This is a genomic window from Streptomyces sp. x-19, assembly GCF_046549115.1.
Taxonomy (GTDB): Bacteria; Actinomycetota; Actinomycetes; order Streptomycetales; family Streptomycetaceae; genus Streptomyces; species Streptomyces albulus_C.
The window spans coordinates 51,441-65,095 of the sequence record NZ_JAJPWK010000011.1; the positions used below are offsets into that span (position 1 = coordinate 51,441).

General features: G+C 76.7%; 1 protein-coding gene (only partly in view). It reads right to left on the bottom strand.

Features of this window, described 5'->3' with window-relative positions:
• On the bottom strand, positions 1–13,655 hold the end of the coding sequence (locus ACLJT4_RS24010; protein WP_411125035.1) for a type I polyketide synthase. Its footprint extends 14,833 nt past the window's final position; only the last 13,655 of its 28,488 coding nucleotides appear in the window; the start codon falls outside the window, past its right edge — the gene reads right to left on this strand; the stop codon is at positions 1–3.

Sequence of the window (13,655 nt, forward strand, 5' to 3'; positions counted from 1 at the left end):
CTACAGGTCGGACTGGCCGTTGAGCGCGGCCCGCACGAGGTCTGCCACTGTCATCGAGTCGACGGATTCGCCGTCGTCGTCCGCGGGCCGGCCGTCGCGCCCGGCGAGCTGGAGCAGGGGTTCCAGGACCCCGATCTCCCGCAGTTGGTCCAGGGGGACGGTCGCCAGCAGGGCCCGGATCTCCGTCTCGTCGTCGGATGCGGCCGGCTCGTCCGGGAAGAGCCCGGCGAGGAGGTGCTCCCCCAGGGCCTGGGGGGTCGGGTGGTCGAAGACCAGCGTCGCCGGCAGGTTCAGGCCGGTCGCAGCGCCCAGTTGGTTGCGCAGTTCGACGGCGCCGAGGGAGTCGACGCCGAGGTCGCGGAAGGACCGTTCGGCGGCGACGGCGTCGACGTCGGGGTAGCCGAGCACCTGCGCGGTGCGGGTGCGCACCAGGTCGACGACGGTGTCCGGGCGGCGGGCGGGCGGCAGCGCGTCGAGCCGGGCGGCCAGTCCGCCGGCGTCCGCGGTCGCCGCCTCCGCCTGCGCGGCGACCGCCTCGCGGTAGCCGGGGAACTCCCGCAGCAGCGCGCTGGGTCGGCTCCCGGCGAAGGCCCCGGCGAACCGGTCGAGGGCCACGTCGGCGACGACCGCCGTGGGCTCCTTCCCGGTGACCAGGCGCAGCAGGGCCTCGACGGCGAGGTCCGGGTCCATCGCGCCGACGCCGGCCCGCCGGGCGGCCCCCTCCGCGCCGCCGGCGCCGGCCATGCCGCCGCCTCCCCAGGCGCCCCACGAGACCGAGGTGGCGGGCAGGCCGAGCGTGCGGCGCCGTTCGGCGAGGGCGTCCAGGACGGCGTTGGCCGCGGCGTAGTTGGCCTGGCCGGGGTTGCCGACCGCACTGGAGGCGGAGGAGAACAGGACGAACGCGGCCAGGTCGCGGTCGCGGGTCAGCTCGTCCAGCAGCAGTGCCGAGGTGACCTTGGCGCGGAACACCTCCTGGAACCGTTCGGGGGTGAGCCGGTCCAGGACGCCGTCGTCGAGGACGCCGGCGGCGTGCACCACCCCGGTCAGCGGCCGGTCGTCGGGGACCGCGGCCAGGACGGCGGCGAGTTGGTCACGGTCGGCGACGTCGCAGGCGGTGACGGTGACGGCGATGCCCAACCCGTCGAGTTCCGCGCGCAGTTCGGCGGCGCCGGGGGCGTCGGGGCCGCGTCGGCTGAGCAGCACGAGGTGCTGGACGCCGTCCTTGGCCAGGCGGCGGGCGACGTGCGCGCCGAGGGCGCCGGTGCCGCCGGTGACCAGGACGGTGCCGGTCGGGTGCCAGGGTTCGGCGGACCTGCGGTCGGGCGCGGGGACCAGGCGGCGGGCGAGCACCGCGGTGCCGCGGACGGCCACCTGGTCCTCGCCGTCGAGGCCGGCCAGGACGGCGGCGAGGCCGGCCGCGGACCGCTGGTCGGGGTCCTCGGGCAGGTCCACCAAGCCGCCCCAGCGCTGCGGGTGCTCCAGGGCGGCGACCCGGCCCAGGCCCCAGACGGCGGCCTGTAGCGGCCGCCGCGGCCGGTCGGTGCGGCCGGCGGAGACGGCGCTGCGGGTGACGCACCACAGCGGTGCGTCGATGCCGGCGTCGCCGAGGGCCTGGAGGAGCGTGGTGGTCAGGGCGGTGCCTTCGGGTACCGCGCCGGCGCAGGTGTCGCGCAGGGCCAGCAGGGAGACCACGCCGCCGAAGCGGGTGCCGTCGGCGGCCCGGGCGCGCAGGGCGTCGGCCAGTGCGGTCCGGTCGGCGGTGGCGACCTCGACGTGCACGAGGTGGGTGCCGAGGCCGTCGAGGGTGGTGGTCACCCAGGGGTCGTCGGCGAGTCCCTCGGGGACCACGGCCAGCCAGGTGCCGCTGAGCGCCTTGCGGTGCGCCAGGGCGGCGCCGGTGAGCCGCTGCCACACGATCCGGTGCCGCCAGGCGGCCAGTTGGGACTCGTCGGCCTGGCGGCTGCGCCAGTCCATGAGGGCCGGCAGCACCTTGGAGAGCGCGTCGCCCTCGACGTCGAGTACGGATTCCAATGCGGTGAAGTCCTCCTGTGCGACGGCGTCCCAGAAGGCCGCGTCGGTCTCGGTCGACCCGCCGGCCGCCGGGGCGGGCGCGGCCGTCCCGGGGAGGGCCTCCGGCCAGAAGCGGCCGCGTTGGAAGGGGTACGTCGGCAGGTCCAGCCAGCGGGCGGCGCGGTCGGCGAAGACGGCGTCCCAGCGCGGGCCGGCGCCGTGGACGTGCAGCTGTGCCAGGGCGTCGATCAGCGTCTCGTCCTCGCCGCGGGTGCGGCGCAGGGTCGCCACGACAACCGCGTCCGGTGCGCACCGGCCGGCCATCGCGGACAGCACGGCGTCCGGGCCGACTTCGAGGAAGAGGCGGACGCCGCGGTCGGCCAGGGTGCGCACGCCGTCGGCGAACCGTACAGTGGCGCGGACGTGGCGCACCCAGTAGTCGGCGGTGCACAGTTCCGCGGTGTCGGCCACGTCGCCGGTGAGGTTGGACACCACCGGGATGCGCGGCGGGTGGTACTCCAGGCCCTCGGCGACGGTCCGGAAGCGGTCCAGCATCGGGTCCATGAGCGGGGAGTGGAAGGCGTGGCTGACCCGCAGCCGGGTGCTGCGGCGGCCCCGTGCGGCCAGGTCGTCGGCGAGGGCGGTCACCGCGTCGTCGGTGCCGGAGAGGACGACGGAGGTGGGGCCGTTGACCGCGGCGAGGCAGACGCCGTCGGTGAGCAGCCCGGTGACCTCGTCCTCGGCGGCCTCGACGGCGATCATGGCGCCGCCGGCCGGCAGTTCCTGCATGAGGGCGGCGCGGGCGGCGACCAGGCGGCAGGCGTCGTCCAGCGAGAGGACGCCGGCGACGTGGGCCGCGGCGAGTTCGCCGACGGAGTGGCCGGCGACGAAGTCGGGCCGCACGCCCCAGGATTCGAGCAGGCGGTACAGCGCGACCTCGACGGCGAACAGTGCGGGCTGGGCGTGGCCGGTGGCGTGCAGTGCCGCCTCGTCCGCGCCCCAGACGACGTCCCGCAGGGGGACGCCGAGCAGGCCGTCCAGTCGGGCCAGGACCGCGTCGAAGGCGGCGGCGAACGCCGGGTGCCGGTCGTGGAGTTCGCGGCCCATGCCGAGGCGTTGGGAGCCCTGGCCGGAGAAGAGCACGGCGCGCTTGCCGGTGCGCTGGAGGTGGTGCACGGCGGTGTGTGCGGTGCCGGGGTGCCGGGTGGCGTCCGTGCTGCCCTCGGCGACGGCCGTGAGGGCGGTGCGCAGGGCGTCGTGGTCGGTGGCGGTGACGGCGGCGCGGTGTTCAAAGGCGGCCCGGGTGGTCGCCAGCGAGTAGGCCAGGTCGGTGGGGCGGGCGTCGGGGTGCGCGGCGAGGTGGGCGAGGAGGCGGCGGGCCTGGTCGCGCAGGGCGTTCTGGGAGCGGGCGGAGAGCAGGAACGGCAGGGGGGTGCCGTCGTGCGCGGGAGGGGTGGGAGCCGCTTCGAGCGGGGACTGTTCCAGGATGGCGTGCGCGTTGGTGCCGCTGGCGCCGAAGGAGGAGACCGCGGCGCGGCGCGGGCGGTCGGTGTCGGGCCAGGGGGTGTGGGCGGTGAGCAGGCGGGCGGTGCCGGCGGTCCAGTCGACGTGCGACGAGGGGTTCTCGGCGTGTAGGGAGCGCGGCAGTTGGCCGTGCTGCATGGCGAGGACCATCTTGATGACCCCGCCGACCCCGGAGGCGGCCTGGGTGTGGCCGATGTTGGCCTTCAGCGAGCCGAGCAGTACGGGTGTGGCGCGGTCCTGTCCGTAGGTGGCGAGCAGGGCCTGGGCCTCGATGGGGTCGCCGAGTGTGGTGCCGGTGCCGTGCGCCTCGACGGCGTCGACGTCGGCGGAGCGCAGGCCGGCGTTGGCGAGGGCCTGGCGGATGACGCGCTGCTGGGCGGGGCCGCTGGGGGCGGTCAGGCCGTTGGAGGCGCCGTCCTGGTTGATGGCGGAGCCGCGGAGGACGGCGAGGACGCGGTGGCCGTTGCGGCGGGCGTCGGAGAGCCGTTCGACGACGAGCATGCCCACGCCCTCGGACCAGCCGGTGCCGTTGGCGTCGTCGGAGAAGGCGCGGCAGCGGCCGTCGGGCGACAGGGCGCCCTGGGCGCTGAACTCGACGAATCCCACCGGGGTGGCCATCACGGTGACGCCACCGGCCAGCGCGATCGTGCATTCGCCGGCGCGCAGGGCCTGGGCGGCCAGGTGCAGGGCGACCAGTGACGACGAGCAGGCGGTGTCGACGGACACCGTGGGGCCCTGGATGCCGAAGGTGTAGGCGAGGCGGCCGGAGAGCAGGCTGGCGGACTGGGCGGTCTGCCACTGCCCGGCTTCCTCCGGCGGCCGGTAGTCGCCCGAGCCGCCGCCGACGAAGACGCCGGTGGTGCCGCTGCCGCGCAGGGTCGTCGGGTCGATGCCGGCGCGTTCCAGGGCTTCCCAGGACGTTTCGAGCAGGATCCGCTGCTGCGGGTCCATCACCAGGGCCTCGCGCGGCGAGATGCCGAACAGGCCGGGGTCGAAGTCGGTCGCGTCGTACAGGAATCCGCCCTGGAGGGTGGCGCTGCGGCCGGGCCCGTCGCCGGCGAGGGCGGTCAGGTCCCAGCCGCGGTCGGTGGGGAAGTCGCCGACCGCGTCGACGCCGTCGCTCATCAGCTGCCACAGGTCCTCGGGCGAGGTGACGCCGCCGGGGTAGCGGCAGGCCATGCCGACGATGACGATCGGGTCGTCGCCGGTGACGGCCGGGGCGGCCACCGGCGCGGCGGGGTCGACGGCGCCTGTGGCGCCGCCGACGAGCCGGGTGCGCAGGTGGGCGGCGAGCGCGGTCGGGTGGGGGTGGTCGAAGACGAGGGTGGCGGGCAGGGTCAGGCCGGTGGCCGTGGCGAGTTGGTTGCGCAGGTCCACCGCGGTCAGCGAGTCGAAGCCCAGGTCCCGGAAGGGCAGGTCGGGTTCGAGGAGGTCGTGGTCGGCGTGGCCGAGGACGGTGGCGGCCTTGTCGGTGACGAGGTCCAGCAGGATGCGGCCGTGGTCGGCGGCGGGCTGGGCGGCGAGCCAGCGGCCGTAGTCGCCGGCCGCGGTCTGTCGGTCGGCGTGCTCCCGGGCGGCCTCGGCGAGCGCGGTGCGGGCCTCGGGCAACGCGTCGAACAGGGCGGTGGGACGGGCCTCGTGGTGGCGGGGCGCGAAGGTCTCCCAGCGGACGTCGACGACGGCCTCGGCGGCGGTGCCGTCGGCGACGGCCCGGCCGAGGGCGGCCAGGGCGGTGTCCGCGTCCAGCACGGGCAGGCCGTTCACGCGCAGGTGGGCGGCGAGGGTCGGGCCGGCCAGTTCGGACCAGGCGCCCCAGGCGACGGCCAGGGCCGGGGTGCCGCGGTGGCGGCAGGCGCGGGCGAGGGCGTCGAGGTAGGCGCCGGACGCGGCCTCGGCGGCCCGGCCGCGCACCCCCCAGACTCCGGCGAGCGAGCCGAAGAGGACGAAGGCGTCCAGGGGCCGGCCGGTGAGGGCGGCGCCGAGGGCGGTGACGGGGGCGAGCGTGGCGGCGAGGTCGGCCGCGGCGTCGGGGGCGGCGTCGGTCTCCGGTGCGTGGACGACCGCGGTGAGCGGGGTGTCGGTGGTGAGCCCGTCGAGGAGGGCGGCGAAGCCGTCGGGGTCGGTGGGGTCATGGGCCAGGACGGTGAAGTGGGCGCCGAGCGCGGCCAGTTCGGCCGTCAGAGCCTCGGTGGTGGCGGTGTGCGCGGTGGGGTCGGAGGTGGTGAGGACGAGGTGGCGGGCGCCTTCGCGGGCCAGCCAGCGGGCGGCCAGGCCGCCCATGGTGCCGGTGCCGCCGACGACCAGGACGGTGCCGGTGGGCCGCCAGGCGGCGGCGTCGGGCGCGGCGGGGGTGCGGACCATCCGGCGGCCGTGGACGCCGGTGGCCCGGATCGCGACCTCGCGTTCGGCGCCCGGTGCGGCGAGGTGCGCGGCGAGGTGGGCGGCGGCCCGGTCGTCGGCATCGGCAGGCAGGTCGGCCAGGCCCCCGAAACGGTCCGGGTGTTCCAGTGCGGCGACCCGGCCCAGGCCCCACAGAGCGGCCTGGCCGACGGCGGTCAGGGCCTCCCCCGCGACCTGGACGGCGCCGCGGGTGACGCACCACAGGGGCGCGTCGACGCCGGCCGCGTCCAACGTGGCGAGGAGGGTGGCGGGCCGTGCCGTCTCGTCCGGCAGGGCGTCACGGGCGGCGGCGAGCAGGGAGACGACGGTGCGCCAGCCGTCGCTGCCCGGCCGCGTCAACTGCTCTTCGAGGGCTTCCGGTTCGACCGCGACCGTGTCGGTGCCGAGGGCGTCGACGACGGCACGCACCCAGGCGGCGCCGGTGTGTCCGGTCGGGACGAGGACCAGGGCGCGGCCGGTGGGCGCCGCCGGCTCCGGCGTCGGCAGCGCGGACCAGGTGTCGTGGTAGCGCCACTGGGCGGCGGCGGAGGCGGCGCCGTGCCGCCGGCGCCAGGCGGACAGTGCCGGCACCATCGCGGTGACGGTGCCGTCGTCCAGGTCGAGGGAGGCGGCCAGGCCCGCCAGGTCGGCGCGTTCGACGGCGGTCCAGAAGGCGGCGTCGGCCGGGTCCTGCGGGGGGTCCGCGGGCGCGCCGGGTTCGGGCCAGAACCGCTCCCGTTGGAAGGCGTAGGTGGGCAGCGCGGTGCGGTGGCCGCCGGTGGCCTCGAAGTAGGCGGCCCAGGACGGGCCGGCGCCGTGGACGTGCAGGGTGGCCAGGCCCTCCAGGAGGGCGAGGTCCCCGGCGCGGTCGCGGCGTTGGAGCGGCACGACCACGGCCGGTGCGGTGGCCCCGAGGGCGTCGAGGGTCTGCTCGGCCAGGGCGGACAGCACGCCGTCGGGGCCGATCTCCACGTAGGTGGTGGCGCCGGCGTCGTGCAGGGCGCGCACGCCGTCGGCGAACCGGACGGTCTCCCGGACGTGCCGCACCCAGTACTCCGGGGTGCCCGGTCCGGCGTCCGCCGGGGCGCCGCGGAGGCAGGAGACGAACGGGATGCGCGGTGCGTGGTAGGTGAGGGACTCCGCGACCCGGGCGAACTCCGTCAGCATCGGGTCCATCAGCGGCGAGTGGAAGGCGTGGCTGACCGTGAGGCGCCGGGTGCGGCGGCCGTCGGCGCCGAGCCGGTCGGCGAGGGCGCGGACGGCGTCGTCGGCGCCCGCGACGACCACGGACCGGGGCCCGTTGACCGCGGCGAGCGCGACGCCGTCGGCGAGCAGCGGCGTCACCTCGTCCTCGGTGGCCTCGACGGCCACCATGGCGCCGCCGGGCGGCAGTTGCTGCATGAGCGCGGCGCGGGCGGCGACCAGGCGGCAGGCGTCCTCCAGGGACAGCACCCCGGCGACGTGCGCGGCGGCGATCTCGCCGATCGAGTGGCCGGCCACGTGGTCGGGGGTCAGCTGCCAGGACTCGGCGAGCCGGTAGAGGGCGACCTCGACGGCGAACAGTGCGGGCTGGGTGTGGCCGGTCTCGTCCAGCAGCGCGGCCTCGGCGGAGCCCGGTGCGGCGAACAGCACCTCGCGCAGCGGAACGTCCAGCACGGTGTCGAACTGGGCGAGGACCGCGTCCAGCGCCTCGGCGTAGGCCGGGAAGTGCCGGTACAGGTCGTGGCCCATCCGGGTGTGCTGGGCGCCCTGTCCGGAGAACAGGAACGCGGTGCGGCCGGGGGTGCGGGGCGCGGTGGCGCGGGCGGCCTCGCGCACGCCGTCGGGGCCGGCGAGGAGCACCGCGCGGTGGGCGAAGAGCGTGCGGTCGGTGGCGAGCGAGCGGCCGAGGTCCGGCGGGGGCGCGTCGGGGTGGGCGGCGAAGTGGGCGGTGAGCCGGTCGAGTTGAGCCTGGAGCGCCTCGCGGCTGCGGCCGGAGAGGATCCACGGGACGACGGAGGGGGCCGGCTGCGGCACGGGGGCGGTGGTCGGGGCGTCGGCGGCGGGGGCCTGTTCGACGACGACGTGGGCGTTGGTGCCGCTGACGCCGAAGGCGGAGACGCCGGCGCGCCGGGGCCGACCGGTCGCCGGCCAGGGCCGGGCGTCGTCGAGCAGCGCGACGGTGCCGCCGCTCCAGTCGACGTGGCGGGACGGGGCGCCCACGTGCAGGGACTTCGGCAGGGTGCCGTGGCCCATCGCCAGCAGCATCTTGATGACGCCGGCGGCGCCGGCGGCGGCCTGGGTGTGTCCGAGGTTGGACTTGACGGTGCCGAGCAGCAGCGGGCGTTCGGCGTCACGGTTCCGGCCGTAGGCGGCGATCAGGGCCCGGGCCTCGATGGGGTCGCCGAGGGTGGTGCCGGTGCCGTGCGCCTCGACCGCGTCGACGTCGGCGGGGACCAGGCGGGCGTCGGCCAGCGCCTGGACGATGACGCGCTGTTGGGACAGGCCGTTGGGGGCGGTCAGGCCGTTGGAGGCGCCGTCCTGGTTGACGGCGGTGCCGCGGATCAGGCCGAGGACCGGGTGACCGTTGCGGCGGGCGTCGGAGAGGCGTTCCAGGACGAGGATGCCGACGCCCTCGGACCAGGCGGTGCCGTCGGCGGCGTCGGAGAACGCCTTGCAGCGGCCGTCGGGCGCCAGCCCGCCCTGGGTGGAGAACTCCACGAAGGAGTCGGGGCTGGCCATCACCGACACGCCGCCGGCGACGACGAGGTCGCACTCGCCGGTGCGCAGCGCCCGGCCGGCCCAGTGCAGGGCGACGAGCGAGGAGGAGCAGGCGGTGTCGACGGTGACGGCCGGGCCTTCGAGTCCGAGCGCGTAGGAGAGCCGGCCGGACATCACGCTGGCGGTGTTGCCGGTGGCGACGTAGCCGGCCACGTCCGAGGTGGAGCGGCGCAGCAGCGTCGGGTAGTCCTGGCCGTTGGTGCCGACGAAGACGCCGGTGGTGGAGCCGCGCAGCGCGGTCGGGTCGATGCCGGCCCGTTCCAGTGCCTCCCAGGTGGTTTCCAGCAGCAGCCGCTGCTGGGGGTCCATGGCCAGCGCCTCGCGGGGCGAGATGCCGAAGAACCGGGCGTCGAAGTCGGCGACGCCGGAGAGGAATCCGCCTTCCAGGGTGTCGGAGGCGCCGGCGCCGAGGGCGGCGAGGTCCCAGCCGCGGTCGTCGGGGAAGCGGCTGATGCCGTCCCGGCCTTCGTCGAGGAGTTGCCAGAGCTCTTCGGGGGTGGTGACGCCGCCGGGGAAGCGGCAGCCGATGCCGATGACGGCGACCGGGTCGTCGTCGGTGGCGGCGGCGGGGACGGCGGTGGTGGCGGCGGCGGGCAGGGTGCCGAGGAGTTCGGCGAGCAGGAAGTCCGCCATCTCGCGCGGTGTGGGCAGGTCGTAGACCAGGGTGGCGGGCAGGCTCAGGCCGGTGGCGGCGTTGAGGGCGTTGCGCAGTTCCAGGATGGTCAGCGAGTCGAAGCCCAGGTCGCGGAAGGCCCGGTCGTCGTCGACGGCGTGCGGGTCGGCGTGTCCGAGGACGGCGGCGACCTGGGTGCGCAGCAGGTCCAGCAGGGCTGCCGGCCGTTCGGGGGCGGGTAGTTCGGCCAGCCGCTGCCGCAGGTCGTCGGCGGCGCCGGTGGGGGCCGCCGGGAGGGCGCGGGCGGTCTCGGGGAGGTCGGCGACGAACGGCAGTGGGCGGAGCGCGGCGAACGCGCGCAGGTACCGCTCCCAGTCGAGGTCGACGACGGTGACGGTGGTGTCGTCGTGGGCGACGGCGCGCAGCAGGGCGTGCACGGCGCGTTCGGGGGCGAGCGGTTCGAAGCCGCCGCGCCGCACCCGGTCGGTCAGTTCGGCGTCGTCGGCGACCATGCCGGAGCCGGCCCACGGGCCCCAGGCCACGGACAGCGCGGTCCGGCCGCGGGCGCGGCGGTGGGCGGCGAGCGCGTCCAAGTGGGCGTTGGCCGCGGCGTAGTTGCCCTGGCCGGCGGCGCCGAGCACGCCGGCGGTCGAGGAGAACAGCACGAACGCGGCGAGGTCCAGGTCGGCGGTGAGCTCGTCCAGGTGGTGGGCGGCGACGGTCTTGGCGCGCAGCACGGCCGCGAAGTGCTCCGGGGCGAGCGCGTCCAGGACGTGGTCCTCGACGACGCCGGCGGTGTGGAACACCGCGTACAGCGGGGCGTCGTCGGGCACCTCGGCGAGGAGGGCGGTCAGGGCGTCGCGGTCGGCGGCGTCGCAGGCGGCGAGGGTGACCCGGGCGCCGAGTTCCTCCAGTTCGGCGCGGAGCGCGTCGGCGCCGGGTGCGTCGGGTCCGCGGCGGCTGGTGAGCAGCAGGTGGGCGGCGCCGTCGCGGGCCAGGCGGCGGGCGAGGTGGCCGCCGATGCCGCCGGTGCCGCCGGTGATCAGGACGGTGCCGGCCGCCGGGTCGAAGGGGGTGCGGGTCGCGTCGGGGCCGGCGGGGGCGTGCGCGAGGCGGCGCAGGAAGACACCGGACGGCCGGACGGCCACCGCGTCCTCGCCGTCGTTCGCCGCGAGCACCGCGCGCAGCCGGCGTGCGGCCGTTCCGTCGATGGTGGCGGGCAGGTCGACGGTGCCGCCGAACCGGGCGGGCAGTTCCAGGGCGGCGGTGCGCCCGAGGCCCCAGACGGCGGCCTGGTCGGGGGCGGTGAGCCGCTCGGTGCGGCCGACGGCGACAGCGCCGCGGGTGACGTTCCACAGCGGTGCGTCGATCCCGGCGTCGCCGAGGGCCTGGACGGCGGTGGTGGTGAGGGTGAGGGCGGCGGGCGCGCCGGGGTGGCCGGCGTCGCCGGGGGCGAGCGGCAAGAGGGACAGCACCCCGCTGAAGGGCTCCTCGTCGCCGGCCGCCGCGGTGATCCGGGCGGCCAGCTCGGTCCGGTCGGCGGTGGCGACGGCGAGCCGGACGGTGGCGGTACCGAGGGCGTCCGCGACGTCGGCGGCCCAGGCGGCGGTGGCTTCGTCCCGGTGGTCGTGCGGGACGAGGACGAGCCAGCGGCCGGTGGGGGCGGCGGGTGCGGTGGCGGCGCCGCGCGGCTTCCAGGTGACGCGGTAGCGCCAGGAGTCCAGTTCGGTCTGCTCGCCGCGGCGGCGGCGCCAGGCGGTGAGCGCGGGGACCATCGCGGTGACGGTCGCGTCGTCCAGGTCCAGGGAGGCGGTGAGGGCGGCGACGTCGTCGCGCTCCACGGCGGCCCAGAACTCGGCGTCGAGGGCGGAGCCGGTCGGGCCGGTCGGGCCGGCCGGTGTCGCTGCGGTGGTGTCGGGCCAGTAGCGCTCGCGTTGGAACGCGTAGGTCGGCAGGGCCAGGCGGCGCGCGCCGTGTTCGGCGAAGTGGGCGGTCCAGTCGACGGCCGTGCCGTGGGCGTGGGCCGCGGCGACGGCGGTGAGCAGGGTCCGTTGCTCGGGCCGGTCGGCGCGCAGGGTCGGCAGCAGTGCCGTGCGGGACGGGTCGGTGAGGCTCTCCCGGGCCATGGCCGCCAGGACGCCGTCCGGGCCGAGTTCCAGGAAGGTGCGGACGTCGCCCTGGGTGGCCAGCCAGTCGATGCCGTCGGCGAAGCGGACGGCGGCGCGGACGTGCCGGACCCAGTAGTCGGGCGTGCCGATCTGGTCGGCGGTGGCCGGGCCGCCGCTGACGTTCGACACCAGCGGGATGGTCGGCGGGTGGTAGGTGAGGCCGCGGGCGACGGCGGCGAAGTCGTCGAGCATGGCGTCCATCAGCGGCGAGTGGAAGGCGTGGCTCACCCGCAGCCGCTTGGTGCGCCGCCCGTCGGCGGCGAAGGCGGCGGCCAGCGCGAGGACGTCCTCCTCGTGCCCGGCGACGACCACCGACCGGGGCCCGTTGACGGCGGCCACCGACACCCGGTCGGTGAGGTCGGCGAGGTGCGGGAGGACCTCGTCCTCGGCCGCTTCCAGGGCCACCATGGCGCCGCCCTCGGGCAGTGCCTGCATGAGGCGGCCGCGGGCGGCGACCAGGGTGCAGGCGTCGTCCAGCGACAGCACGCCGGCGACGTGCGCGGCGGCGAGTTCGCCGACGGAGTGGCCGGCCAGGTAGTCGGGGGTGACGCCCCAGGACTCCAGCAGGCGGAACAGGGCGACCTCGACGGCGAACAGGGCGGGTTGGGCGTAGCCGGTCCGGTCCAGCAGCGCGGCCTCGGCGGTGCCCGGTGCGGCGAACATCACCTCGCGCAGCGGCCGCTCCAGGGCGTCGTCGAGCCGGGCCAGGACGGCGTCGAGCGCGTCGGCGAACACCGGTTGGCGGGCGTGGAGTTCGCGGCCGGTGCCGGCCCGCTGGCTGCCCTGGCCGGTGAAGAGGAAGGCGGTCCGGCCGCGTCCGGCGGTGCCCTGGACGAGGCCGGGGTCGGGCCGTCCGTCGCGCAGTGCGTGCAGAGCGCGGACCAGTTCGGCGCGGTCTGTGGCGAGGACCGCGGCCCGGTGCTCCAGCGCGGCGCGCGAGGTGGCGAGGGCGTGCGCGAGGTCGGTGAGGTGGGCGTCCGGGCGCTGCTCGACGAAGGCGAGCAGGCGGGCGGCCTGGGCGCGCAGCGCGGCCTCGCCGCGGCCGGAGACGAGCACCGGCACCAGGCCGTCGTGCGGCGGGTCGGCGGGTGCGGCCCCGTCGTCCGCGGGGGCCTGTTCGAGGATGGTGTGGACGTTGGTGCCGCTGATGCCGAAGGAGGAGACGGCGGCGCGGCGCGGGCGGCCGGTCTCGGGCCACGGCGTGCGGGCGGTGAGCAGTCCGATGGCGCCGGAGGACCAGTCGACGTGGGTGGAGGGCCGGTCGATGTGCAGGGATTTGGGCGCCACCCCTTCCTGGAGGGCGCGGACGAGCTTGATGACGCTGGCGACGCCGGACGCCATCTGGGTGTGGCCGATGTTGGACTTCACCGAGCCCAGCAGCAGCGGCCGTTCAGGGTCGCGGTCGGGGCCGTAGGTGGCCAGTAGGGCCTGGGCCTCGATGGGGTCGCCGAGGGCGGTGCCGGTGCCGTGGCCCTCCAGAACGTCGATGTCGCCGGGCTCGACGCCGGAGTTGGCGAGGGCCTGGCGGATGACGCGCTGTTGGGACGGGCCGTTGGGCGCGGTCAGGCCGTTGGAGGCGCCGTCCTGGTTGACGGCGGAGCCGCGGATGACGGCGAGCACCTGGTGCCCGTTGGCGCGGGCGACGGAGAGCCGCTCCAGCAGGACCAGGCCGACGCCCTCGGCGAGGGTCATGCCGTCGGCCCCGTCCGCGTACGCCTTGCAGCGGCCGTCCTCGGCGAGGGCGCGCTGCCGGCTGAAGCCGACGAACGACATCGGTGTGGACATGATGCTGACGCCGCCGGCCAGGGCCAGGGAGCTCTCCCCGTTGCGCAGGGACTGGCAGGCCAGGTGCAGGGCGACCAGGGAGGACGAGCAGGCGGTGTCGAGCGTGACGGCGGGGCCCTCGAATCCGAAGAGGTAGGAGACCCGGCCGGACAGCACGCTGGAGAGCGTGCCGGTGATCATGTGGCCTTCGGAGCCCTCGCCGCTGGGCACTCCGGAGGCGTAGTCCTGGTAGCTGGCGCCGACGAAGGTGCCGGTGCGGCTGCCGCGCTGGGCGACCGGGTCGATGCCGGCGTGCTCGAACGCCTCCCAGGCGGTTTCCAGCAGGAGCCGCTGTTGGGGGTCCATGGCGAGCGCCTCGCGCGGCGAGATGCCGAAGAAGCCGGGGTCGAACTCGGCGACGTCGCGCAGGAATCCGC